This is a genomic window from Brevibacillus migulae (assembly GCF_004521915.1).
Taxonomy (GTDB): Bacteria; Bacillota; Bacilli; order Brevibacillales; family Brevibacillaceae; genus Brevibacillus_F; species Brevibacillus_F migulae.
Window position 1 is genome coordinate 171,723 of sequence record NZ_SDKD01000006.1, and the last position, 24,162, is coordinate 195,884.

Below are 24,162 nucleotides of genomic sequence, written 5' to 3' on the forward strand. Positions count from 1 at the left end.
TCCGGCATGAAAAAGACCGCACGAGTTGTATGATCCAACCATGCGGTCTTTGTTGTTCCCCTGATACACTGTCTTTTTACCAACCGAAAATCACCTTGATGACACTGTCTGTCGCCCCGCCCGGATAGATCACGTACAACAGCGTGTACACGGTCACGCCTGTGATCGCCGTTGCAAACCAAATGCTTGCTGTCCACGGGCCAATCCGCTTATGCTGCGCAATCTGGTTTTTATAGGCGCGATAAAAGGTGATGATGCCCATCACAGCCGCTACGGTAGCCAAGATGATATGGAAAATCAAGAAGATCTGATAAAAAACCTTCACATCCTCCGGCCCGCCGAAATGTGTATTTCCGACAAAAGCCGTTCGGGACACATACGTGATGAAGAATAGTGTGGCGAAAACACCGCCAATGGTCATCCACTTCTTATGAGCCTCACGATTTCCTTTTCGGATGTAATACCAGCCCACCGCCACAAAAATCGCACTCAAGGCTATAAAAGACGTACTAAACGTTGGCAAAATGGTAATCATGCAAACCCCCACCCAATCTACACTCTGCTTTTGCTTTCCTCCGCTTTCGCTGCAAGGATATCGGCGAATTCAATCTCGTCTTTCGCTCTTTCTCTTTTATACCAGCGGAAGAAGGTATATCCAAGGATCGAGCTGTAAACGCCTTCTTGTATCAACTTCATCAGAACCCCGCCCAGCCGCTGATCTTCAAACGCTGAATGGCCGGCAATCAGCTCAGGAGCGAGTCTGTAGCTTTCATACAGTTGGCTGTCCGAAAATATAATCAAGGCACAAGCTGGTGTGATCAGCACACTGTTCGCAAAAATATAAGCGACCTTTTTGAGGTCAGACAGCTGTGTTTGCTTCTCGGAAATCGGACTGACGATCGGCCACCACATCATAAAAGCAGCCACAAACAGCACAGCATGGTATAGCGACATCCATGCCGGGTACAGAGAAACCTCTTCAAAAATGAACGGTACGTGATAGAACGAGAACAACACGTTGAATCCTAAAGCCCCCAAAAGGGGATTGGTGAAAAAGTTCAAGACCTTTCTACGCCAGCCGATTGGAAAAATCCGCGTAAGCAGCCACTCCGGCATCCCTACCAGCAGAAGCGGCGGAACGATCAAGTATAGAAAAGACTGCTGCACCATGTGCAAGCTGAAGAAATAATGGTGCCCGTAGTAATTGACCGGACTGCCCTGTGCCAAATAAAACAAGGCCAAACCGGTTAAAAACGCGGCTTTCTTTTTGCTGCTAACGGGTGTTGCATCAGCAAATCGCTTTTGCCACGGACCAATGATAGCCAGATAGATCGCCCCAACGAGTATAGTCACTAGCAACACATCGGGGTTCCACATATCAAAAAACGTATTCCCAGTTGTATGCCCTTGATGCGGATTCATTTTACATACCTCCTCTTTGCAAGAAAGAGATGATCGTACTGCACTGAGCTATATTATATAGAAACATACCACAAAATCCAAAAGACAAGAAAAGCCAGTTCTAACAATTTAGCAAACATTGAACCGATGTGCATAGAAAAAGGGAGCAAAGATTAATTGCTCCCTTTTCTCTATGCTGTCCTACCAGAGGGTAGTCACAAATGCAATGATTGTTACTAATACAACTGCGGAACCCGTCACAATCCCTACACGTGCGAATTCATGACCTTTTTGATCCATGTGCATCCACACCAGAAGCTGGAATGCAGCTTGCACAATCGCCAAGATGATAATGAACGGCACGGTAAAGCCAGCTGGGATCACTTCATAAGCCGTTGCCATAAATGCAATGATCGTCAAGATGATCGAAGCAATGAATGTGACGATATGAGGTTTGACTCCATCTTTCTTGATCTTTGGCTTACGTTCCATTGCGTCATTCGAAACCTGTGCCATCGTTTACGCCACCGCCTTTCCGCCGATCATACCCATCAGGTATACGACGGTAAAGATGAATACCCACACAACGTCGATAAAGTGCCAGTAGAGACCTGCTACGTAAAACTTCGGAGCGGTTACAACGGTCAATCCTTTTTTCATCGATTGAATGATGAGCCCGGTGATCCAGCAAATCCCGAACGCCACGTGGCCGCCGTGGAAGCCTACCAGCGTATAGAAGGAGGAGCTGAAAGCACTGGTGGTCATGCCAAGCTCTTCATGTACATAGTGATAGAACTCGTAAATCTCCAGACCCAAGAAGCCAAGTCCGAGCAATACAGTAATGACCAACCATCCTTGAACGGCCTTCAGGTTATGCTTATGCAGCGCCATCGTTGCAAAAACGCTGGTCAAGCTGCTTGTCAGCAGGAGGAAGGTTGCCCAAGCAACGATTTTCATATCAAACAATTCTTGTGCGGATGGACCACCGTTCACTTGATCGCGCAATGCGATGAAAGTCGCAAACAATGTACCGAAGAGAACGGTCTCCCCACCAAGGAAGAGCCAGAAGCCAAGTACCTTGTTCTTTCCTTCCAGGGTGGCTTTTTCCGGTTCATCAGGAAGAACCGTGTTAACAGCGTGATCTGCAGCCATTACGCTTTAACCCCCTTTTCTTCGATCTCATCTGGTTCAATATGATAGCCATGGTCGTCATACAGGGAGCGCAGCAGCATGCAGAGCAATGTGAACGCGATACCTGCGATCGCCACGATATAAGTACCCCATTGTCCAGCGTAAATAAATCCATAACCTGCGACAAACAATCCAAGCGACATCAAGAACGGCAAGAACGATGGAGATGGCATGTGGATCGATCCGAGCGGTTCTGCCGGCGTCATGCCTTTATTGCCTGCCATTTTTTCTGTCCACAATGCGTCAAGACCACGAACAAGCGGAGTTTGCGCAAAGTTGTACTCTGGTGCTGGCGAAGGAATCGCCCATTCCAGTGTGCGTGCATCCCATGGGTCGTTGCCAGCAGCTTTTTTGCTTTTCGCTGCGACCACCATGTTGATTGCAAAAATGATCGAACCAAGCGCCATTCCAATTACACCAATCGAACTGATCAGGTTCCCCATCTCCAGGTTTTGTCCTGGCAGATAAGTGAACACGCGGCGTGGCATACCCATCAGACCCAAGAAGTGCTGCGGGAAGAACGTCAAATGGAAACCGATAAAGAATGTCCAGAAATGCCATTTACCAAGCGTTTCGTTCAGGAGCTTCCCGAACATTTTTGGCCACCAGTAGTACAGACCTGCAAACAGACCGAACACCAGACCCCCTACGATTACGTAGTGGAAGTGAGCAACGACGAAGTAGCTGTCATGGTATTGATAGTCCGCTGGCGGCACCGCAAGCATAACCCCGGTCATACCACCGATGGTAAAGGTAGGAATGAAGCCGACTGCGAACAGGTTGGCGGTCGTGAAACGAATGTGACCTCCCCACAAGGTAAGCAGCCAGTTAAAGATTTTGATACCGGTAGGAACCGCGATCAACATGGTCGCAATCCCGAACAATGTATTGGCAATTGGACCCAAGCCAGTTGTGAACATGTGGTGAGCCCACACCATGAAGCCCAAGAATCCGATCAGGATGGTTGCAAACACCATGGAGCTGTAACCAAACAGACGTTTCTTGGAGAAAGTACTTACCACTTCAGAGATGATACCGAATGCTGGCAAGATCAAGATGTATACCTCTGGGTGACCGAAGATCCAGAAGATGTGCTCCCAGATGACGATGTTACCACCCGCATCCGGATTGAAGAAGTTCGCGCCGAAAATACGGTCAAACATCAGGAATACGAGACCGACAGTCAGTGCCGGGAACGCAAACAGGATCAAAGCAGATGTTACGAAAGAAGACCAGGTAAACAGCGGCATGCGCATGAATGTCATACCTGGGGCACGCATGTTGATGATCGTTACGAGGAAGTTAATCCCCCCGATCAATGTACCAAGACCTGCGATCTGCAGACCCAATACATAGAAGTCCGTACCCAACGTACTGAATTTGTGGTTGGAGGAAAGTGTCGCATATGCGGTCCAACCTACGTCAGGTGCTCCGCCCAGGAACCAGCTCGTATTGAGCAAAAGTCCGCCGAGGGCAGCAAGCCAGAAACCAAGAGCATTCACAAACGGGAACGCTACGTCGCGCGCCCCGATTTGCAACGGAACAATCGCGTTCATCAAACCGAAGATGACCGGCATGACCGCAAGGAAGATCATGGTCGTACCGTGCATCGTAATCAATTCGTTAAATGTACCCGCGGCAACGAATTTCGCTTCTGGATAGATCAGCTGCAGACGGATCAGCATCGCCTCTACCCCACCCAGAATGAAGAAGAATCCGCCGGCAATAAGGTACAGGATCCCGATCTTCTTATGGTCGACGGTGGTTAACCAGTCCCATAAGCCCGATCGGTTTGGTGCGTGTGATGTATGATCAGACACGGTTTTACCTCCTTAGTAAGCATTTACAGCGATTCGGCTGAACCTGATTATTGTGTAACCTTCAAGGAATGCAGGTATTCTACAAGCGCGCTTACTTGGTCATCTTGAAGATTCAAATTCGGCATGGTGTTGCCTGGTTTTACTTCTTGTGGGTTTTTCAACCACTCAGCCAAATGCTGCGCATCGTTTGGTTTGATACCCGCAACCAATTTACGCTCACCAAAGTTCGTGAGGTTTGGTCCCAGTTTACCGCCTTCGCTGCCAATCGCGTGGCATCCGATACAGCTCTTCTGGAAGATTTCACGGCCTTGCGCAGCTGTGCCAGTTGCAGTAGCTGCTGGCGCTTCCGTAGCCGCTTTCATCTTTTTCGCCCAATCATCAAACGCGGAAGCTTCCAGCGCTTGCACTTTGAAGTCCATCAAGGCGTGGGACGCACCACAGAGCTCTGCACATTTCCCGTAGTATGTACCCGGTTCTTTCGCTTCCAACCAGATTTTGTTAGTCAAACCTGGGTTGGTATCAATTTTACCGCCCAAAGCTGGGATCCAGAAGGCATGGATAACATCGGCAGAGGTGACATGGAATTGTACCTTTTTGCCAGCTGGAATAACCAGTTCTTGTGCAGTTCGAACGCCCAGATCAGGATATTCAAACTCCCACCAGAATTGGTGTGCGGTCACATTAACCTGAACTGCTTCTTTGTTGTTGTATTCTTTTGCCAAGTCAAACGCAATCGCCACGGTTGGGACGGCCATAACGATAAGCAGCAGGAAAGGAATTACAGTCCACAGAATTTCCAACTTGTGGTTTCCTTCCACTTGCTTTGGAATACCCGTCTGACCCGGACGTTGACGGTATCGAATAAGGACGTAGGCAAAAATAATCATTACGATAAGAAAAACACCAATCATAATCGCAGAAGTTAGCACCATCAGAAAGAGCTGCTGTTCTGCAACTGGGCCTTTCGGGACTAGAGCAGAGAGATTCTCTCTTCCACATCCCGTCAGTACTAACGCCAATGCCATCACCATTGAGAGCAGGCGCCAGTTAAGTTGCCATCGACTCTTCATACAAATTTACCCCCACTTTCATTCGTGTTGTAATAGATCCAGTGGCTGTGCCCAGCGTAAATCTATTAGTCCCTTTGCGCGATAGATGGCGCTGCTTGCCTTTGTTTATTAGGATAACCAATAAAGAAAAGAAATAGCAGTCGAACCACCACACCCGCCAGAAAAGCGCCAACGACGACTTGCCACCTTTCGGAAAAACCCGTCACCTTCAACAATGTTAATCCACACTTAAGTATACAAAGAAAGTGAGGTGATATAAATCACTAATTGTTATAAATCTGTTAACAATTTTGTGGCAGTTTTTTGGAGGGGTTGACATGAATCGTCCTATCGTTGTCATTACAGGAGCTTCGAGCGGCTTTGGACTGCTTGCGAGCGCAGCTTTGGCCAAAGAAGGCTACCAGGTTATTGCTACCATGAGAAATATTAGGAATTGTGACGCTCTATTGAATGCAGCTAGAGAGGCAAAGGCAGAGGCATCCATCGATATCGTCCCTCTCGACATCACCGATGAAACCAGTATCAAGGAGGCGGCAGACTATGTGATAGAGCGATACGGCTCCGTGGATCTGCTCATTAACAACGCAGGGGTTGCAGTGGGAGGCTTCGTGGAGGAAATACCGAGTGCAGAATGGGAACGGCAATTTTCGACAAATGTTCTGGGCTTGATCGCTGTGACACGCGCTTTTCTCCCGCACATGCGAAAACAGCGCAAGGGCACCATCATCAATATGAGCAGCATCAGCGGACAGATCGGCTTTCCCGGCTTGGCCCCCTATGCTGCCTCCAAGCATGCGGTAGAGGGCTTCAGCGAGGCGCTGCGCTTGGAGATGCTGCCCCACAACGTGTACGTATGTATGATCGAGCCCGGCTCCTACAAGACGGACATATGGAAAAAAAGCAGGGGGCAAATCAGCTTGCGTGCTGACTCCCCCTACGCCGAGCAAATGCAGGCGCTCAATGAACAGGTAGACCGGATTATCGAGCAAGCTCCCTCGCCAGACGAGGTGATTGAGCGGATCCTCCAGATCGCGAGGCACCCTGCCCCGAAGCTCCGTTATCCTGTGGGCAGAAACATGCGCACGACCCTATTTCTCAAGCACCTGCTGCCTTGGAGCTGGCTCGAAAAACTCATATTGCGGCAGCTGCGGCTACGGAGCTGAAAGCTCTTGCTCCACCTCAGCTTTTTTATGGAAGCCATGTGATACATAGCTGTGCAAGACCATGCCCACGATGACGAGGCCCATGCCCATAAATGCCCACAGCGACGGCAAGTTGCCTGCCAAGAGCAGCGATTCCAGAAGCACCGCAAACAATACTTCGCCCGCTTGTGTCGCTTCCACGGCAGCAAGCTTTTGCGGGTTTCCCTTGGCCAGATCGGTCGCCCGAAAAAACAGTGCTGTGGCGATCACTCCCGAGCTAACCGCTACGATCAGTGATTGTCCGGCCTGTTCTACGCTTGGCGGTCCTTCTGCTGCCAGACTGTAGATCGCTAGCAAGATCCAGCAGGGCATGCTGGCCAGGGTCATCCCCAGCAGGCGTTGAAACGCATCCAGTCTCCCCTGCGTCACAACCATCATTTTGCGGTTGCCCAGCGGATAGGCGAAAGCGGCGACTACCATCGGAATGACTCCATACAAGATTTCTTGTGCAGCGAGATCTCTTGCCTCATGAAGCTGCATGAGAATGACTCCCAGCAATATCACCAAAGACATCAGCAAGCCCTTCATCGGAATTTGCTGACGAACTCTCACCGTCCCCTTTTCCGATTGAATTTCCTCATAAAAGAAGGGAACCAGCAGCGTACCGGCCACGATCGTAATTTGCCAGGTGCCCGCAATCAGCCATCCCGGTCCGTAGGCGGCGGCAAAACAGATCGGACCATAGAACAGCCCAAAGCCGACAAAGCTCCAGAGCAGCCACTCCCGCCAATTTGCTTTCATTTCTGCCAGCAGCTGCGGCATGTTGCGCCGCATCCCCACGATCACGAGCAAAAACGGGATCATGAAAAAATAACGCAGCGAAGCGCTCCACATCCAACTGCCCCCAGACAGATCCATCGCCCGATTCAGGACAAAGGTGAAGGTAAAAAAGAACGCTGACAAGATACCTAGGAGAATTAATTTCATAATTTTCCCTCTCTTCTTCCGGTGCATTCCTTCATTTTACCTCGATCTATCTGATTTGCCTATTTAGAAAAAACTTAGCTGCGCCAAGTCTTTGGCGGAGCTTAATCGACTAAGAACAAACAGCTGCCTGCTAGATGGCCATGGTTTCCGTAACTTTCATCATGGCCAGCTTCACTTTGCCTTTTGCTGCTGCTTCGAGCCTCTTCACAATGTCTGGCGTCTCATTGTAGACAGGGGGATAGTGGATCGCTCCATAGTGAATGGGTACAAGCATTCCGGCTTCAAGTATGGCGGCCGCGGAAACCGCCTGCTCTGGCGTCAAGCAGATAGGTTGAGAGCTGGGAAGCATCCCGGGCAGTTCCAGCACTGCTCCGTTAACGGGAAGGAAGGCAGCATCAAAGGGTCCGTAAGTCTGGGCGAACTTCCACCAATAACCATGCCACAATGTATCCCCGCAATGGATGACCTTGCGCCCTGCCCACTCGACGATCCAGCCGATCTGTACATCGCCGATTCCATCAACGGAAGGTACAGCCGTTATCGTCACATCAGGCGCCAGCTCGATTGAAGAGTACACCTCCACTCCCGTCACCATTTCCAAGCCGGCAGCCCGGGCCGCATCCGCGCTCTCGGCCGGAACATAGACAGGGATCTGTGATCCATAAGCTGCGAGAATCCCTTCAGGGTCAAAATGATCGGTATGCAAATGCGTAATCAGTACAGCATCCACCTTGCCAAAATGCGCCAGCGGGTACATGGGTTCCCGGGAGCCGCCGAATTTGTCCAGAATTCTCGTGATCGGATCGATCAGAACAGTTGTCTCACCTGCAAAAATGCGGATTCCTGCCCAGGGTAATCGTTGAATGATCATAATTATTCATCCTTTCCGCCTTTATTATAACTGTTATAATATATTTTTAAAGGTTATACATCGAATCATAACAGACGATTTATAACCTGTAAAAAACAATTTTTAGAGTTATAAAAAAGAAGACCCTCAACAAAAGTCCTCTCGGTAAAATTCTTTAGAGGTCGTGAGGTTTATGCTTTTGGATAAAGTAAAAAAGGTGTTCCGCAAGCGCCATGCTTGTGGAACACCTCAAATCGTGTGTTTACGTTTATTTCAACCATTTATGGTACAGCTCGTCGAACTTGCCTTGCAGCTTCATTTCGTCCATCCATACATCCAGGTAGCTAGCGAAAATGAAGTCACCGCGTTGGATCATATACGCTTTTTCACTTTTCGTGAAAGGATTGTCAGTCAATGCCGCATACAGGCGCGGATCTGCTTTTTCGTAAACCATCGCTTCCAGCGTATCGGTGATCATGACGTCATAGGTGCCGTTAGCTACCAGTCCCGGAATATCCAGATTGTTTTCTACCATCGTTACCGTTGCATTTTTCAGGTAAGTGCGGACAAAGGTCTCATTGGTTCCGCCTGGGTTGAGCCCGATGCGGACAGAAGGCTTGTTGATGTCTTCAATGGTTTTGTATTTGTCTTTGTCTTCTGCGCGGATCAGCGGGGCTTTCCCGAATTGGATGTAGCCTTCTGTCACAAATGCTTTTTTCTGTCTGTCTGTGTTGCGTGTAACGCCGCCTGCCGCAATGTCAAATTTGTCAGCCAAGAGATCGCTCATCAAGGTCGGCCAGGAGGTTTGCACAAAGCGCACTTCCACGCCCAGGCTTTTCGCCAGTTCCTTCATCGCGTCAATGTCATAGCCTTCAAACTCGCCTGTTTCCGGATTCAAATATGTAAAAGGCTTGTAATCTCCTGGGGTTCCCACTCGGATATAGCCTCTTGCAATAATGGCGTCGAGACGGGATTCATATTTGCTGTCTTTCTTCACTTCTGCTTGTGCAGATGCTTGCGGTGCTGCTGGTGTTGCTGTGCTGGCAAACGCATTTGGCACGCCGCTGGTCACGAGCAGTGCTGCCGCAAATGTACTTGTCAACGCTAGTTTCTTCCAGTTTTTCATTCTGTAAATCTCCTTCCACTCTTCCATTATTTTTTGGTCTATATATTTACAGTTTGAAACGACCGACACCTTGCTTCAGTTCTTCTACCACTGCGTTCAGTCGTTCAACTGATTGACCAATCTCTTGAATGGCCATGAGCTGATCAGATGCCGCATCCACTACGGTCTGCGCATCGTCAGAAGCATGCTTGGCGATGCCATGCATTTCCTCAATCGAGGCGCTGACTTCCTCGGAGCCGGCTGACATTTGTTCGGAAGCGGCCGATACTTCAAGAATGTGGCCAGCTACATTGCGGGAGGATTCCAGAATGCTTCCGAATGTCTGACGCACTTCCTCAATGAGCTCGATTCCTTCCTGAACATCGCGGTTGCTGGAATTGATGACATCCACAGCCCGTGATGTATCCTGCTGAATCTCGGTGATCAGCTGCGCGATTTGTGCCGTAGATTCCTCCGATTGGTTAGCCAGCTTTTTCACCTCGCCGGCAACGACAGCGAAACCACGGCCGTGCTCCCCTGCACGCGCTGCTTCGATGGAAGCATTCAGCGCCAGCAGGTTGATTTGTGCGGTTAATTGATTAATGGTATCTAGAATACCTTCAATCTCTTTGGAACGGGCATTCAGCTGCTCGATGGCGGTTGCAGCTTTGGAAGTTCCCTCTTCAATGTTTTGCATCTGTACCACTGCTTTTTCGACAGAAGCATTTCCTTGCTCAGCCCGCTCCGCCGCTTCACGTGCAGCCTCGGATACTTGTGAGGAGGTCTCTGCAATTTTGACAATCCCTGTGGCCATGTCACTCATCGAAATGGAGACTTCCTGCGAGCTGAGGGCTTGGGCTTTTGCTCCATCCGCGATCTGGTGGATCGAGTCGTTGATTCTGTTTACGTTATGAGTGGCATGCTCAATCCCGGCAGCCACATCCTGGGACAAGCGGATGACTTCTTCAGAAGAATGGGAAACCCCTTCAATCAGCTGCTTCAAGTGGGAAACGGTCTGGTTAAAGTCTTTGGACAAGACGGCAATCTCGTCATTGCCTTTCACCGTCACATTCTGTGTCAAATCCCCCTGGGCCACTACATTTACCGCTTGATTCAACCGGTGGATCGGCTTCAGCAGCTGGTTGGCCAGCCAGTATACAATCGCCACCACCAGCACCAAAACGATAGCTGAGATAGACACCAGCTTGATCAACAGCGCTTGTACAGGTGCATGCAATTCATCCAGCGGTGCCGATACGAAGACTCCCCAGTTCAGCTTCGTGGAGGAGTAGGACGCTAATCGAGCCACGCCATCCTGCTGATAATGGATCAGCCCCGATTGCCCTTTTTGCACGGCATCGTAAGCTGTTTTCAGCTCGGGTATGTCGCTTTTTACGATGGATTCTTTCAAAACGGCATCTTTATTGGGATGCCAGATGTATGTACCGTTTTTGCTGACCAAAAAGGCATGTCCGGTTGTACCGAAGACCTCTTTGGAGACTGTCTCTTGAATACTGTTAATCGGAATGGTGGAACCCATATAGCCGTACTGCTTGTTGTCTTTCATCAACGGAACGATAATGGTTACGATATTATTCCCTGTGCGTTTGGAGACAACTGGCTCAGAAACGACCAGCTTGCCTTCCCCTTTTCCTGCTTCCCGGTAGTGGACGCGATCGGCTACGTTGGTCACTTCGCCTTTGAAGTTGATGACCTTCGTCCCGCTCAGGTCATGAGAGAAGAACCAGGTTTCAAACTCCGGATTTTTATTTTGCGCGTCCTGAATGACCTTCAAGTCGTGATCGAAATTCATGTCGTCCGAGAGCATTTTCCCAACAGTTTCTACGATTGCGACTTTTTGCTGGAAGAAGCTGTCGATCTCGATGGACAAACGGTTCGAAGCATCCTGCGCTTCTTTATCCAGGCTAGCTGCCAGCTGCATGGATGAGCTCCAGTAGCTCGCTGTACATACCGCCGCCAGACTGACGATCAGCAGCACGCACATGGCAAAAATCAGTTTTCTTTTTAGACTTACCTGCATTGCCAAATCCTCCCTCTCCACTCACTGCTTTCGGGCTTTTCTCCCCAAAAAATAAAAAAAAGAAGTAAAACAGCACGCCACCCGACGTCCCTTTCTACTCCGGTTGGCAACCCGGCTGCCTTAGTCGCATTGTCATGCAACCTTAGACCCGTAGCTTTGCGTCCCTGCCTTTCAACAGGTTTGCCTTTGTCGTTTTATGTCATTTTTTAGCATCTTTAGGTACTATAGCATATAAAATAATTCAGTTGGAAGAAAATATGATATTTTTTTGTAAAATTTATGAACAAAAAAACCCTTCTGGTTCGAAGGGTTTGGTTCCAATGACCTTATTCAGACTGACTTTCCGCTATTTTATCCCGCGGGAAGGCGAGCGTCACGATCAGTCCCAAGACCGCAATGACTGCGAGCACCAAGAAAACTTTTTCCAGTCCATAAGCCAATGCTTCCCGCAGACTGGCAACAATCTCTGGCGCCAGCTGCTGCACGCGATCCGAAGCGAGCACTTCGTTGACATCGATTCCCTCTGCCGCCAAATCCGCAGGCAGCCGTGATGTCATCATCTGGTTAAATAACGTGCCAAAAGTGGCAATCCCGATGGTCTGTCCCAATGAGCGGATAAACGTGTTGGCAGCCATGGAGGCCCCCCGGAGACTCCAGTCAACGGCGGAAATAGCCGTCACGGTAAACGAAGTAAAGGTAAAGCCGAAGCCAAAGCCCACCAAAAACGTCATCCCGTACAGCATCCAATGAGGGGTATCTGTCCTAATGGTGGCTAGCCACACAGTCGCCAGCACCAGCGGGAGCGTGCCGATCAAAGCTGTTTTCCCCGCGCCGATCTTGACGACCAACCGTCCGCTTAAAGCGGCTGCAATCGGCCAACCAATCGACATCGGCAGCAGGGTCAACCCCGATTGGGTAGCGCCCTGCCCATAGACCCCTTGGATCCACAGCGGCAGGTAAAAGGTGATCGCCACTAAAATCGATGACAAGAGAAAACCCGCCCCATTGGCAACCATGATCGAACGAATCTTGAACAAAACGAGCGGCAGCATCGGCTCAGGCGATCGGCGCTGGATGACAAGGAACACAGCAATGAACACAGCTCCAACTGCATACAATCCGAGCATGAGCGGAGAGGCCCACGGATGTGCCGTTCCCCCGCTCAGCAGTGCGTACAGCCATACGCTCATGCCAAGGGTAAAAGTGGCTGCCCCGCCGTAATCGATATGCTTCTGTTTCTTCTCCACGTGTTCATGCAAAAAGAACCAGATCAACAAAATGGAGACGATCCCGAACGGCAAATTGATGTAAAAAATCCAACGCCATGAGACGTAATCCACGAGGAAGCCGCCTGTCAATGGACCGAGGATCCCCGAGATCCCCCAGATTCCACTCATATAGCCCTGCACCTTGCCTCGCTGCTCAAACGGGTAAATATCCCCGATGATCGTATACGTGATGGTAATGATGGATCCGGCTCCGATACCCTGAAACGCCCGGAACCAGATCAGCTGCTCCATCGTTTGCGCCAGACCCGACAGCATCGAACCGAGCAGAAACAGGATCGTGCCGATCGCAAACACGGGCTTGCGGCCAAACAGGTCCGCCAGCTTCCCATAGATCGGTGCGGTTACCGCTGAGGTGAGCAAGTACACGGAAACGACCCAGCTGATCAGCGTAAGCCCGCCTAGTTCACTTACGATCGTCGGCATCGCCGTACTGACAATCGTCCCTTCAATTGCTGCCAAAAAAGTGGCGATCATCAATGCAAGGGTAACATTTTTCTTATTCGTCTCTTTGTGCATCGGCAATACCCTCCTGTGATGCCACGTAGCCTGATTTCATGATTTATTGCATCGTTACTGTTGTTTTCATTTGGTCGAAAGCAGGCTGCCCGATCAGACCCAGCCGCCAGATCGCGATCCCTTTCAGGTCATAGCGCTTGGCCAGACCAATCTTGGCGTTGACAGACTGCGCATCTTCACTTCCCATCGAAATGCCCAAGATCAGCTTTTCTTTTGGCAATTGCTGCAATGCGAGCTGGATCGCTTCATTGACCCGGCCCAGCGGCTCTGGCGCCTTCTCCTGTTCATACGCGTAGGCCATGACGACTACATCATCTGCGACCGCACCCAGCGCCATGTAATCGTATCCTTGATAAGCCCCGTTCAACGGATGCAGCACCACCGTCAGCTGCAGGCCAAGAGGCCGGACCCGTTCTGAAAGCAGACTGACAAACTCGGTGTATAACTGTTTTTCCCTTTCAATCTCACCGCTATGTCCCAAGCCTTCAAAATCCAGGGCAATTCCCGAAAATCCTTTTTCCTGTGCGAGCGCTGCAATCTCGCTGATCGCCTGCTCGCGCAAATCGGGGGAAGACAGCAGTTTGCCCAGATCGCCCTTTTCATCCGCGGCAAACACCATGAGATAAGGGGCTGTGCCCGCCGACTTCGCTTCATCCAGGATTTTCTCCGGTGTGATATCACCCGCTGGCTGCGGCCAATAAAAATCTTTCCCCTCCACAGTCAAATGCCCTTCGCCATCGATCCGGCTCCAGCCGAATGCCACGGAGTCAAAAGAAGGGATCAAGCTCTTTTCCGCGAACGAAGAAATCGCATAAAAGCCAAGCTTGTACATCTCCTCAGGAGGCGTGGTAATGCTCACGGTCCTCGTATTCCCGTCCCAGCCTACCTGTGCGCCGAATTGCTGGCTGAAAAAGCTGAGCGGGATCAGCGTATGCCCGTTGGTCTCCCTCGGTGCGATCGGCAGGGTGACCGCGTTACCGTTTACATATGCCGTGGCTTGGTTTAGCTGCAATCGTACGACCTTGGCGTTGTCCCCGCTTCCTTTTCGCGCCGTGATACTCTGCTCTACCCCATTCCACTCTATTTCAATATTCATGGCTTCCGCGATCGCTCGAAAGGGAACCATGGTATAGCCATTCGTAATTACCGGATCAGTTGGAAAGGACAGCGGATACCCGTCCAGCATGATCGAAGGCTTGTTGGATGCTGCAGCATGCACAGCGGTGTGCGAGCCGCCTGCAAGAAAAACAGTTGCCAGACAGCTGATGACTGCCATTTTCCATAATCTTGCTTTCATTGCGAATTGCCTCCTCTCCCGAACTACTCACCTTTTATAACAATTTTTCCAAGGTTCTGCAAGCAATGCAGATGCCGAAAACTGCTTCATTTTTCCCTCAATCCGATGTATTTGTCATAAGCTTCGTAGATATCGCGGGAAATGATGGCGGCAGACCGCCCCCCGTACCCGCCTTCCGGGACGATGACAGCGACAGCCAGGATCGGGTGATCGGCCGGTGCGTATGAAATGCTTACTCCGTTCGTGATCCTTGCGTGCCTTTTCCATTTTGTTTTCTCGATTCCTGTCCGTTCATCTTTGGCGAGATACGGAATGTAGATATCTTGCTCCGATGTGCCGGTTTTGGCCGCGACACGGTAAGGAACCCCCTTGTAAGCTTGCACCGCCGTTCCGCCGGGTTGTGTGACCAGCTCCATCCCTTTGGCTAGGACGTTCCAATACGCATCCGGCTGAGGAAACGTACTGATGATCTGCGGGGCGAACGTTTTTGCCACGTTCCCCTCCGGACTTACGATTCGGTCTACCAGCTGCGGCTGTAGTCTGGTTCCTTTGTTCGCCAGTGTCGCTGCATAAGTAGCCAGCTGCATAGCTGTGGCCCTGACCTGCTGCCCAAAGGAAGCCTGCACCATCGCTGCCAATGGACCATAATTTTCGTTCATTACGAGGTAATCTTCTTTCCCTGCATTTTCAGCAGGCAAGTCTACCCCTGTCTTCACCCCGAGGCCGAATTTCTCATAATAGCGGTGCAGTAAATCTGCAGATGCCCCCTGCTTTCTGCGGGACAGCTCTTCTCCGATCCGAGCCATGTAGGTATTGGAGGATTTTTGAATCGCCTTCATGGGTGTTAATACGCCGTAAGCATGGCCGCCATCGTTTTTGATCCGGTCGCTGCCTTTTCCATAGTAGTACACACCCGGGTCCTGCCATTGGTCATGCGGGGCAATGATGCCTTCCCGCAGTCCCAGTAATACCGTAATCGGCTTGATGACGGATCCGGAAGGGACAATGGAGCGCGGGTGCTTGAAGTTTTCCTGGATGGCCGCCTCTCCAGTCAAAGGCCGCACATCATAAGGTGCCTCCCGGATCGTACCGTTCACTACCGCGTACTGAATTTGCTCGTAGGTTTGCTGATCGGGGCCTTCAATCCATATGTTCGGGTCATATTCCGGATAACTGACCATCGCCACCACTTTCCCCGTTTTCACCTCGATGGCCACTGCGTATGCTCCCTTGGCATAGCGCGCATCCGCGATCGATGCGCGCAGCTTGGGAAGAAACTGTTTGATGGAATCTCTGGCGGCCTCCTGCACACGCTGATCAATCGTGAGGTAGACATCATTTCCTCGAACGGGCGGCACCTCTGCAATCTGTTTGACCAGCGTCTGGTCTGCCGTCAATTCGTACAGGCGGTAACCATTTTTTCCGCGCAGCTCTGTCTCGTAGGAAAGCTCGATCCCATCCAGTCCGACAAATTGCGTGGGCAGGTACAGTTCGTCCTGTTCGCTGTATGCGCCGATTCCCAGATCCTTGGCCACGTGGAACGGGCGCACATAGCCTACCGCCTGTACGGCAATCAGGTTTTGATGGTACTGTCTGATCGGCTTTGCCACGACTTCAATGCCCGGCAATTCCTCACGGTGTTCGGCCAGCATCGCTATTTCTTGCGGGGTAAGATCTGTTTTCAGCTCTTTCTCCAAATATTTCGGCATTTGCCGGGAGGTGCTGACCACGCTTCCTTTTTCATACGCATAGCCGGCATCCATCTTTTTAAGCAGAGTGGCTTTGTCCGTATTCGACAGCATGGACTCCAGCTTCGTGGCGATCTGCAGATAATCTTCCTTTTTCATTTTCTCCTGCTCGCGGAAAACTGCCAGAAAGGAAGGTCTGCTTTGGGCAAGCAATTGGCCGTTTCGATCATAGATGTTGCCGCGCATGGCTGGAATCGGGTCTTTTTTGTAGGATTGGGTGGTAAGCTCTTTTGCATATTCCTTGCCCTGCAAGATCTGCAGCTGGGCCAACCGTAAAATGATCGTGCTAAACAAAAGAAACACGAGAAAATAGATGATTTTCAAGCGGCTGAACCTTGAAGTTTTTTCCAGTTCCTTCCCTTGCTCTTTCATGTTCCTGCTCCCCTATTTCAATACCTTTGTAAAGACCTGCTTGATCTTGGAGTCGAGATAGTGGCTTCCCCCTCGTTCCCGCACGTCCTCTACCATCATCGCCACAAGCAGCCTCGGATGATCTACGTTCGCAGCGACGTACCACCCGTTTTCCTGCCCGTGCTCCCCTTTTTTCTGCTTCAATTCAGCGGTTCCCGTTTTCCCGGCAATGCGAATGCCCGGAACACGTGCACCCCGCCCTGTTCCTCGCGCATCCTCCATGACACTCAGCAAATGATGTTTGAGAAGGGCCGCCGTATCCGGAGACATGACATTGCTTTTCCAATACTTCTCGTGTTGTTCCCGCTGGTACAAGGAAGGGTGAATCATGTTCCCGTTATTGAAAAATGCGCTGTAGGCGAGAGCAAGATGAAGCGGTGTCATGGTAACCTCGCCTTGTCCGTAGCCCGAGTCAGCCAGCTGGATATCATTCTTCATCTCCGAATTGACCAGGGTAGACTGCTCCATCGGGAAGGCAACAGGAAGGGACTCGGAAAAGCCGAATTCCTCCGCTTTCTTTAAGAAGCGTTCCTTGCCGATCTCCAGCGCAGCTTGTGCAAAGTAAATATTGTCCGAATAGATGAGCGCCCGCTGCAGATTGACAGGAGCACCATGATCACTGACACGCGTCACGGTATAATCGCCCCATGACGAGTCCTTTTGCCAATGTAGCCCGCGAATCTGACGCTCGGCCTGTGGCAGGAGCACTCCCGTTTCCAAGCCGATCACGGCAGTTAACGGTTTGAATGTAGAGCCAGGCGCATAAGCATGGGCAAACCGATTGAGCAGCGGTTTTTTCGGGTTCTCGTTCAGCTGACTCCACTCTTTTGCCGACAGTCCAAGGACAAAAGAGTTGGGATCAAAGGAAGGCGCGCTGACCAGCGCCAATACGTCCCCTGTCATCGGCTGGATCGCCGCTGCCGTTCCTGCATCATGCTGGATTTCGTAATAGAGCGCTTGCTGGACCTCCGCATCGATGGTCAGCCGCAACGTCTCGCCATGCAGGGCTGACTTTTCCTGGACCCGCTTTTTTTCCAAGCCTTTTGCATCCAGGATGGAAATCCGGCCACCAAGTGATCCGCGCAATTTCTCCTCGCCCAGCTTTTCCAGTCCCGTCTTGCCGATGATGTCCGAAGACCGATACCCCTGCTGTTTTCGCTGCTCCCATTCTTCCTTGCTGATCGCTCCAACGTATCCGACCAGATGGGCAAACGCTTCGGCATAGGGGTAGTACCGGACTTGTTTTTTCCGGAATACCAGTCCTTTTATCTGCTCCAATGCCAGCATCCGCATATCGTCTTCCGGCACAGTAGCCAGACGTATGAACGTTTGCTGCTTTGATGCATCCGCTTGTGCAAAAGAAGTCAACTGCTCGACCGTCAGCTGCAGGATATGGCGAACCGAATCCTGCTGGTCATGCGAAAGGGCTTTCCAACCCGCTGGCGAGATGCCCACCTCAGACACTGTGCGATTTGTCGCCAACACCCGGCCTTTTTGATCGACAATTTCTCCTCGCTGCGGTTCTAGCGTGATGGCACGGACCTTATCGCCTTCCTCCATCTCAGGCAGGATAAAGGATGGATTCCATTGGATGTACCAATCCTTTGCCTCTGTCTGCTTCTCCTTCACCAATGCCGCTTTCCCCGTAAAGGTTAACGGAGCGATGAAGGTTTGCATGCTCACCTGGTAGTCGAAAACGATCCTTCCGCTTTCATCCGGCTCCGTTTTTTCGCTAAATATCGGTTTCACCTGCAATTGAGCCGCTTCGATGCCTTCATAAATGTTCTGATACCGCTGGACGAACATCTCTTTTGGCATGCTTGCTTTTGTCTCTGCGGAAAGCTGGTCGTACATCTCGTTAAATTTCATGGCTTGCCAATTCGCTGTATATCTTTGAAATGCCGCTTTTGCCTGTTCGCTGTCCGATTGAAAAGCATCTTCAATCGTTTCCCAAAACATGACGGCGCCTGCCATGAGACCGGCCACGATGAGACCCAATAACATGAACCCCTTTTTCAAATGCTCTCCTCTCCTTCCCTTGAACAAGATAATATAAGGGTTTACCTGAAATATATGGAAGGATCATGTAAGTTCGATAACAGCTTCATTACAGGTGGATGATATTTCCATAAAATGTCGCGGCTTTGGTGCGGAGAGCATGTTCCGCGTTACTTGAGATACCATTCAAACCAATAAAAAAGAAAAAACACCTGCAAGAGGTGTTATTCTTCTACCACTATCCTATTTCAACAACCCAATCATTTCCAAACCGTGACGGATGCCGCCATCATCTACATGCTTCGTCTGCATATCTGCAAATGGGAGCAATTCTTCATGCGCATTGCCCATCGCGACACCAGCCCCGACATAAGCGAGCATTTCTTTATCGTTGCGACCATCGCCGAACGCTGCCGCTTCCTTCGCAGAAATGCCGAGGTGATTTAAGAGCGCTTCAATTCCGCGTGCTTTGGAGCCGTTTTTTGGCAGGACGTCGAGTGCGAATGGATGCCAACGGACAAAGCTGACCTCCGTGAAGCTTTCCACAAACCCTTTTTCCTGGCCTTCTTCACAGCAGAGAAACCCCTGATGCACATGATTTTCTCTCCAAAAAGCCGGGTCAAATTTCGGCGGGCCCATTTTTATGTGAGAAAACGCGTCCAAGACAAATGGATGATTGTGATGATTCGTTGCATATTCGTGGGCATTCAGGAACACAAGCGGATGCTCGTATTGTGCTGCCATCTCTTCCATCCCTGCCAAGGTTTCCTTTTGAATCGTGTCTTCATAAATGACTTTCCCCTCGGAAAACACGTAGGAACCATTAAAGCTGACAAATGTGTCGATGTCGAGCTCGCGAGCAAGCTCCTGCAAATGATACGGTGCTCGTCCGGTGGCGATGGCGGTTCGCACGCCTTGCTGCTTCAGTCGACGTACCGCTTCCTTTGCATCTGCCGGAAGCTGTTTTTCTTCATTTAACAGGGTGCCGTCAATGTCAAAAAACACAATTTTGAATGACATGGCTTCTCTCCTCTCCATTTTAGGACACTATCTCTGGTCTAACTGCTGCTGTACCTTCTTTTGCCGGTTCACGATCACGATACCGCTCACCACCAAGAGCAAGGCGGCCAGCACGGATGCGTGCAATGTCTCGTGCAAGATCACGGCTGACAGAAATACCCCGAATACAGGGATGAGGAACATATACATCGAAACATTGCCAACCTTATTATACTTCATGACATTATTCCACAGGACAAAACCTGCTGCGGATAAAAAGGCCAGATAGGCTAACATCCATAGTGCGCTGGCCGAAAACGTAAAGGGAAAGAAACCTGTTTTACTCGCACCGACCAATGTCAACCCCAATCCGCCCAAGATCATTTGCGAAGAGGTCATATAGAGAATGTCCATCCGGGCTGTCTCGTTGCGTGCCAAAATATTGCCCAGCCCTCCGCAGAACATGGCTCCCAGCAGTAAAATTTCTCCGAGACCCAGGGAAAGCTGAAGCGGACCTTTCGTGGCATTCGCCAGAATAACCCCCAGGAAGCCTAACACCATTCCAAGCGTTTTCCGCCAGTCCAGACTATCATTTTTGTACAAAAAGTGGGCCAGGATGATTTGAAAAAAGGAGGTCGTCCCCGCAATGATCGCTCCCTGCATTCCTCCGCTATAGCTTAACCCGATATAAAACAGCACATATTGAAAAAAGGTCTGAAACAGGGCAACCCGTGCCAAACCCGGTAAGGAGCCTCGTTCATAGCGGAAGCCCTTGCCCGTAACGATCATGACCGCCATGATCAACAGCCCCGCCAACACAAAACGGTAACCAGCAAAGAGCATTTGCTCAAATATTTCATTCGGGGCAATCGCCAGTTCCGTATAGCTTTTCTTGATCATCGGAAAGGCGCTGCCCCATAAAAACATCGTAATGGTCGCCGCGATGATGATCCCCAGCGGGTGGGTAAAAAAACGTTCGGTCTTCATGGAAATCTCCCTTGCATCGTCCAGATTGTTGATCGTGCTTATAGATGTAGTCTATTGTGACAGAGATTTTCCGATTGCTCAATGATAAGTTCTGACAGGAGTTTGTGTTTGTTTTTGCGCATACATTGTGGTGGGGGAAGGGAAGAGAGGGTGGGCTGCGTTCTTGCCACACCCGCAAGGGAGTGGAGACTGTCCGGTTCCGCTTCCAAAAACGGTACGCCGCGCAAAAAGGTTCGAAGAAGCGTATTCATACGTAGGGGTTTGCGCGACAAACGTGTACCGTTTTTGGAAGCTCCACCTCAGTAGGTGTGGCAAAGACTCCGCCCGTCCCTCTCTTCCCTTCCTTACGCAGCTGTTGCATATAGTCAAACGGATAAAAGGATTAAAGGATAGAAGGATGACGCCCCTATGAAATCCTTTCAATCTTTTTATCTTTTAAAATAGCTTCTGCTACGAAGGAGAGCATGTTTCGAAAACGGAGCGCCTGCGGAGCCCTGCCCAGCGGAGCGGTAAATAGCGGGAAAAAGGAGCGCAACCTGCCCCAGCTGCGTAGCGGCTGCTGCTTTTGCGTCTCCCCCGCGATTTGCCGTGGAGCGGCCAGTCCCCGCTTCCATGCAGGGCGTAGAATGAAGCGGAGTTTCGAAACATGCTCTCCCCACCGCAGCCACGAACTATCACGAAAAGCAAAAAGACTGCCCCTCATCGAAAGGACAGTCCTGTACGTCTCCATTATGTCATTACGCCGTTTTCGTTTCTGCTGCCACTCCATCAGCAGCGTGCACCGGATGGAATTCGTTTTCCGTTTTCGCGATCACAACCGTTGCCACACCGTTACCGATCAGGTTGGTAATCGCACGGGCTTCGGACATGAAGCGGTCAACCCCGAGCAGCAGCGCAATCCCTTCCACTGGAATCATCGGGAAAGCTGCCAATGTTGCTGCGAGTGTGATGAAGCCGGAACCAGTAACCCCTGCTGCCCCTTTGGAAGTGAGCATCAGTACTCCCAACAGCGTCAACTGCTGCCAGATGGACAGATCCACACCATAGGCTTGCGCGATAAACATCGCCGCCATGGACAGATAAATGGAGGTACCGTCCAGGTTGAAAGAGTAACCGGTTGGAACAACCAGACCCACTACCGACTTGGAGCAGCCGTACTTCTCCAAGCGCTCCATCATCCGTGGCAGAGCGGATTCGGAGGAAGAGGTACCCAACACGAGCAGGATCTCTTCACGAATGTACCGGATGAAGGAGAAGATGCTGAAGTTATAGTATTTCGCGATGCCGCCGAGAACCAAAACGATAAAGAAGAACATGGTGATGTATACGGAAGCCATCAGCTTGCCCAGCGAGAACAAGGAAGCGATACCAAATTGGCCGATGGTGTAAGACATGGCTCCGAAAGCGGCGATCGGCGACACTTTCATGATCATGTTCACGACTCCGAAGAAACCGTGGGACAGCTTGTCAAACAATTGGATAACCGGCTTCGCATTTTGCCCCATCGCAGCGAGTGAGAGTCCGAACAATACCGCGAAGAACAGAATGGGCAGCAGCTCGCCTTTCGCCATAGCAGCGACAACGTTATCCGGAATGATATTGACTACGAAATCGATGAAACCGTGGCTGCTTTCAGCTGCCGCCTTGGTGTACTTGGAAATGTCTCCTGTACCCGCAGCGCTTTTATCGATACCGAAACCAGGCTTGACGATGTTCACGACAAGCAAACCGATTGCCAAAGCAAATGTAGTGACGATCTCGAAGTAAAGCAGCGCTTTGCCCCCGATTTTCCCGATCTTTTTCATGTCACCCATGCTGGCGATTCCCACCACGATCGTGAAGAAAACAATCGGCGGAATGATCATTTTAATCAGCTTGACGAACACGTCGGCAATCACTTTTAATTCCTTACCAAAGGCCGGGAAGAAATGACCAACCAAAATACCGAGTAAGATTGCGATGACAACCTGGACCGTTAAGTTTTTAAAATTGATTCGCACGTTTCGACACCCCTCTGCTGAAAGCGTTTTCTTTTTGGTGTTTTCATTGTAGGGCTTTCGCTTCGGAATGGAAATCTTACGGTCGTATTGGTCCTTTTGGTCTTTTTGGTCTTGGAAATGGAATGAGCTTACGATCGCATCATCGCTGCTCCTGAAGCTGCTTCAGCTGATCCATCAGCTCTTCCCCAATGATTGGTGTAAAACGTGCATACACGGGGCGAAAAGCCTCCTGCCATCGCAATCGTTCGTCGGGGGTCAGCACATGTACCTGCAAATTCGCACGCTCTGTTAAATAGGCAAGCTGCTGGGCATTCATCTCCGTGGCTTGCCTGCGATTCCAAGCCGTTGCTTCCGCCATCGCTTCTTCCAGCTTCTGCTGAATGTCTGGCGGGAGACTTTCCCAAAATGATTGGTTGACCATCACCGCATAACCGAGATACCCATGGTTGCTGATCGTCATGTACTTCTGCCCGATGAACAGCCTTTTGGTAAATATGTTCGATGCAGTATTTTCCTGTCCATCGATAGAGCCAGCTTCAATGTTGCGATACACTTCGTTAAAGGCAATAGGCGAAGCGCTGGCCTGCAACACTTGAAACTGCGCCTTCAATACATCACTGCTCATGATCCGAAAGCGTTGGCCCGCGAAGTCTTCAGGCGTAATCAACGGATTGCGGCTGCTGGTCATCTGCTTGAATCCATTGCTCCAAAAAGCCATTCCCTTCAAACCATGCGCCTTTAGCGTCGCAAACAACGTTTTACCGATGCCACCTGCGAATGCCTTATCCACACTCTGTTGATCCAAAAAGGCAAACGGGAGATCCAGCAGCAGCCAGGAAGAATCCAGTGTCGCAACCTTGGAAAAAGCTGGCGCAATCATTTGAATCTCATTTTGCATGAGTGCATCCATCTCATTATGGTCCGAGTAAAGGATGCTGTTCGGGTATACCTGCACCTCCACTCTTCCGTCGGTTTTCTCATAAGCCAGCTGGGCAAACTTTTCGGCCGCGAGCCCCTTTGGCGTATTTTCCGCCACCACGTGACTAAACTTGATGATAATCCGCTCTCCGAGTCCTTCCTGTTCCACATCATCGGCAAGCCTATTCGTGAATGGATCACTCGGCCATACCGTAAGAAACGCCGCCATCGCGCCAAGCAACAGCAACAGTACACTGCTGATCACAGACTTCATCTTTACACCTGCTTACTTTCTATCTATTGATCTTCGTCGAAACTTCTCTCTAAAATATAGTAACAACATTCTTTAGCGGAAAGGAAGTACCGACCTGCCCACGCGAATCAAGATTCAA

The 24,162-nt window shown here is 50.4% G+C and carries 19 protein-coding genes and 1 riboswitch; of the genes, 1 reads left to right on the forward strand and 18 read right to left on the reverse strand.

The annotated features are described in order from the left end of the window. Window positions 1-76: 76 nt before the first annotated feature. From EIZ37_RS09090 to coxB, 6 genes are all read right to left on the reverse strand, one after another. A complete protein-coding gene (locus EIZ37_RS09090; RefSeq protein WP_134684274.1) occupies window positions 77-535 on the reverse strand; it encodes a DUF420 domain-containing protein in 459 nt (152 codons plus the stop codon). A 17-nt stretch (window positions 536-552) separates the two neighbouring features. Beyond that, the gene (locus EIZ37_RS09095; RefSeq protein ID WP_134684275.1) at window positions 553-1,422 is read right to left on the reverse strand and encodes a cytochrome c oxidase assembly protein; all 870 of its coding nucleotides are present in this window, start codon (window positions 1,420-1,422) and stop codon (window positions 553-555) included. Between the two features lie 180 nt (window positions 1,423-1,602). Then, entirely contained in the window at window positions 1,603-1,917 is a 315-nt protein-coding gene (locus EIZ37_RS09100; RefSeq protein WP_134684276.1) for a cytochrome C oxidase subunit IV family protein, read from the reverse strand. 3 nt (window positions 1,918-1,920) lie between these two features. After that, window positions 1,921-2,553: a cytochrome (ubi)quinol oxidase subunit III gene (locus EIZ37_RS09105; protein WP_134684277.1), complete on the reverse strand. Its 633-nt coding sequence runs from the start codon at window positions 2,551-2,553 to the stop codon at window positions 1,921-1,923. Next, window positions 2,553-4,412 carry a cytochrome c oxidase subunit I gene (gene ctaD, locus EIZ37_RS09110; protein ID WP_134684278.1) on the reverse strand — a complete coding sequence of 620 codons (1,860 nt, stop codon included), beginning with the start codon at window positions 4,410-4,412 and terminating at the stop codon, window positions 2,553-2,555. Before ctaD ends, EIZ37_RS09105 begins: the two co-directional genes overlap by 1 nt. Before the next feature lie 47 nt (window positions 4,413-4,459). Then, window positions 4,460-5,482 carry a cytochrome c oxidase subunit II gene (gene coxB / locus EIZ37_RS09115; protein ID WP_134684279.1) on the reverse strand — a complete coding sequence of 341 codons (1,023 nt, stop codon included), beginning with the start codon at window positions 5,480-5,482 and terminating at the stop codon, window positions 4,460-4,462. Window positions 5,483-5,799: 317 nt separating this feature from the next. On the opposite strand from coxB, the gene EIZ37_RS09120 reads away from it, so the two are divergent. After that, window positions 5,800-6,645: an SDR family oxidoreductase gene (locus EIZ37_RS09120; protein WP_134684280.1), complete on the forward strand. Its 846-nt coding sequence runs from the start codon at window positions 5,800-5,802 to the stop codon at window positions 6,643-6,645. Here the strand turns inward: EIZ37_RS09120 and EIZ37_RS09125 are convergent. From EIZ37_RS09125 to EIZ37_RS09180, 12 genes are all read right to left on the reverse strand, one after another. Further along, complete coding sequence (locus tag EIZ37_RS09125; RefSeq protein WP_134684281.1) at window positions 6,634-7,611, reverse strand: DMT family transporter; 978 nt, start codon at window positions 7,609-7,611, stop codon at window positions 6,634-6,636. The genes EIZ37_RS09120 and EIZ37_RS09125 overlap by 12 nt on opposite strands. A 130-nt stretch (window positions 7,612-7,741) precedes the next feature. Further along, window positions 7,742-8,482 carry an MBL fold metallo-hydrolase gene (locus tag EIZ37_RS09130; protein WP_134684282.1) on the reverse strand — a complete coding sequence of 247 codons (741 nt, stop codon included), beginning with the start codon at window positions 8,480-8,482 and terminating at the stop codon, window positions 7,742-7,744. A 247-nt stretch (window positions 8,483-8,729) separates the two neighbouring features. Further along, on the reverse strand, window positions 8,730-9,587 hold the full coding sequence (locus tag EIZ37_RS09135) for a transporter substrate-binding domain-containing protein (protein ID WP_134684283.1): 858 nt from the start codon (window positions 9,585-9,587) through the stop codon (window positions 8,730-8,732). A gap of 46 nt (window positions 9,588-9,633) precedes the next feature. Then, entirely contained in the window at window positions 9,634-11,607 is a 1,974-nt protein-coding gene (locus EIZ37_RS09140) for a methyl-accepting chemotaxis protein (protein ID WP_134684284.1), read from the reverse strand. A gap of 102 nt (window positions 11,608-11,709) precedes the next feature. After that, a riboswitch (cyclic di-GMP riboswitch) is annotated at window positions 11,710-11,802 on the reverse strand. A gap of 131 nt (window positions 11,803-11,933) precedes the next feature. Then, window positions 11,934-13,412 carry an MDR family MFS transporter gene (locus EIZ37_RS09145; protein WP_134684285.1) on the reverse strand — a complete coding sequence of 493 codons (1,479 nt, stop codon included), beginning with the start codon at window positions 13,410-13,412 and terminating at the stop codon, window positions 11,934-11,936. 43 nt (window positions 13,413-13,455) lie between these two features. Then, the gene (locus EIZ37_RS09150; protein ID WP_134684286.1) at window positions 13,456-14,709 is read right to left on the reverse strand and encodes a stalk domain-containing protein; all 1,254 of its coding nucleotides are present in this window, start codon (window positions 14,707-14,709) and stop codon (window positions 13,456-13,458) included. Window positions 14,710-14,795: 86 nt separating this feature from the next. After that, a complete protein-coding gene (locus EIZ37_RS09155) occupies window positions 14,796-16,829 on the reverse strand; it encodes a peptidoglycan D,D-transpeptidase FtsI family protein (protein WP_134684287.1) in 2,034 nt (677 codons plus the stop codon). Between the two features lie 12 nt (window positions 16,830-16,841). Then, on the reverse strand, window positions 16,842-18,887 hold the full coding sequence (locus EIZ37_RS09160) for a penicillin-binding transpeptidase domain-containing protein (protein ID WP_134684288.1): 2,046 nt from the start codon (window positions 18,885-18,887) through the stop codon (window positions 16,842-16,844). A 222-nt stretch (window positions 18,888-19,109) separates the two neighbouring features. Beyond that, on the reverse strand, window positions 19,110-19,886 hold the full coding sequence (locus EIZ37_RS09165; RefSeq protein ID WP_134684289.1) for a Cof-type HAD-IIB family hydrolase: 777 nt from the start codon (window positions 19,884-19,886) through the stop codon (window positions 19,110-19,112). Between the two features lie 27 nt (window positions 19,887-19,913). Next, the gene (locus EIZ37_RS09170) at window positions 19,914-20,852 is read right to left on the reverse strand and encodes a DMT family transporter (RefSeq protein ID WP_134684290.1); all 939 of its coding nucleotides are present in this window, start codon (window positions 20,850-20,852) and stop codon (window positions 19,914-19,916) included. Between the two features lie 737 nt (window positions 20,853-21,589). Next, window positions 21,590-22,852 (reverse strand): dicarboxylate/amino acid:cation symporter, encoded by a 1,263-nt coding sequence (locus tag EIZ37_RS09175; protein ID WP_134684291.1) that lies wholly within the window; start codon window positions 22,850-22,852, stop codon window positions 21,590-21,592. A 139-nt stretch (window positions 22,853-22,991) separates the two neighbouring features. After that, the gene (locus EIZ37_RS09180; RefSeq protein ID WP_134684292.1) at window positions 22,992-24,044 is read right to left on the reverse strand and encodes a DctP family TRAP transporter solute-binding subunit; all 1,053 of its coding nucleotides are present in this window, start codon (window positions 24,042-24,044) and stop codon (window positions 22,992-22,994) included. Window positions 24,045-24,162: the final 118 nt, after the last annotated feature.

Coding starts and splice junctions, on each gene's coding strand:
- EIZ37_RS09090 (WP_134684274.1), bottom strand. CDS start 535: ATGATTACCATTTTGCCAACGTTTAGTACGTCTTTTATAGCCTTGAGT.
- EIZ37_RS09095 (WP_134684275.1), bottom strand. CDS start 1,422: ATGAATCCGCATCAAGGGCATACAACTGGGAATACGTTTTTTGATATG.
- EIZ37_RS09100 (WP_134684276.1), bottom strand. CDS start 1,917: ATGGCACAGGTTTCGAATGACGCAATGGAACGTAAGCCAAAGATCAAG.
- EIZ37_RS09105 (WP_134684277.1), bottom strand. CDS start 2,553: ATGGCTGCAGATCACGCTGTTAACACGGTTCTTCCTGATGAACCGGAA.
- coxB (WP_134684279.1), bottom strand. CDS start 5,482: ATGAAGAGTCGATGGCAACTTAACTGGCGCCTGCTCTCAATGGTGATG.
- EIZ37_RS09120 (WP_134684280.1), top strand. CDS start 5,800: ATGAATCGTCCTATCGTTGTCATTACAGGAGCTTCGAGCGGCTTTGGA.
- EIZ37_RS09125 (WP_134684281.1), bottom strand. CDS start 7,611: ATGAAATTAATTCTCCTAGGTATCTTGTCAGCGTTCTTTTTTACCTTC.
- EIZ37_RS09130 (WP_134684282.1), bottom strand. CDS start 8,482: ATGATCATTCAACGATTACCCTGGGCAGGAATCCGCATTTTTGCAGGT.
- EIZ37_RS09135 (WP_134684283.1), bottom strand. CDS start 9,587: ATGAAAAACTGGAAGAAACTAGCGTTGACAAGTACATTTGCGGCAGCA.
- EIZ37_RS09140 (WP_134684284.1), bottom strand. CDS start 11,607: ATGCAGGTAAGTCTAAAAAGAAAACTGATTTTTGCCATGTGCGTGCTG.
- EIZ37_RS09145 (WP_134684285.1), bottom strand. CDS start 13,412: ATGCACAAAGAGACGAATAAGAAAAATGTTACCCTTGCATTGATGATC.
- EIZ37_RS09150 (WP_134684286.1), bottom strand. CDS start 14,709: ATGAAAGCAAGATTATGGAAAATGGCAGTCATCAGCTGTCTGGCAACT.
- EIZ37_RS09155 (WP_134684287.1), bottom strand. CDS start 16,829: ATGAAAGAGCAAGGGAAGGAACTGGAAAAAACTTCAAGGTTCAGCCGC.
- EIZ37_RS09165 (WP_134684289.1), bottom strand. CDS start 19,886: ATGTCATTCAAAATTGTGTTTTTTGACATTGACGGCACCCTGTTAAAT.
- EIZ37_RS09170 (WP_134684290.1), bottom strand. CDS start 20,852: ATGAAGACCGAACGTTTTTTTACCCACCCGCTGGGGATCATCATCGCG.
- EIZ37_RS09180 (WP_134684292.1), bottom strand. CDS start 24,044: ATGAAGTCTGTGATCAGCAGTGTACTGTTGCTGTTGCTTGGCGCGATG.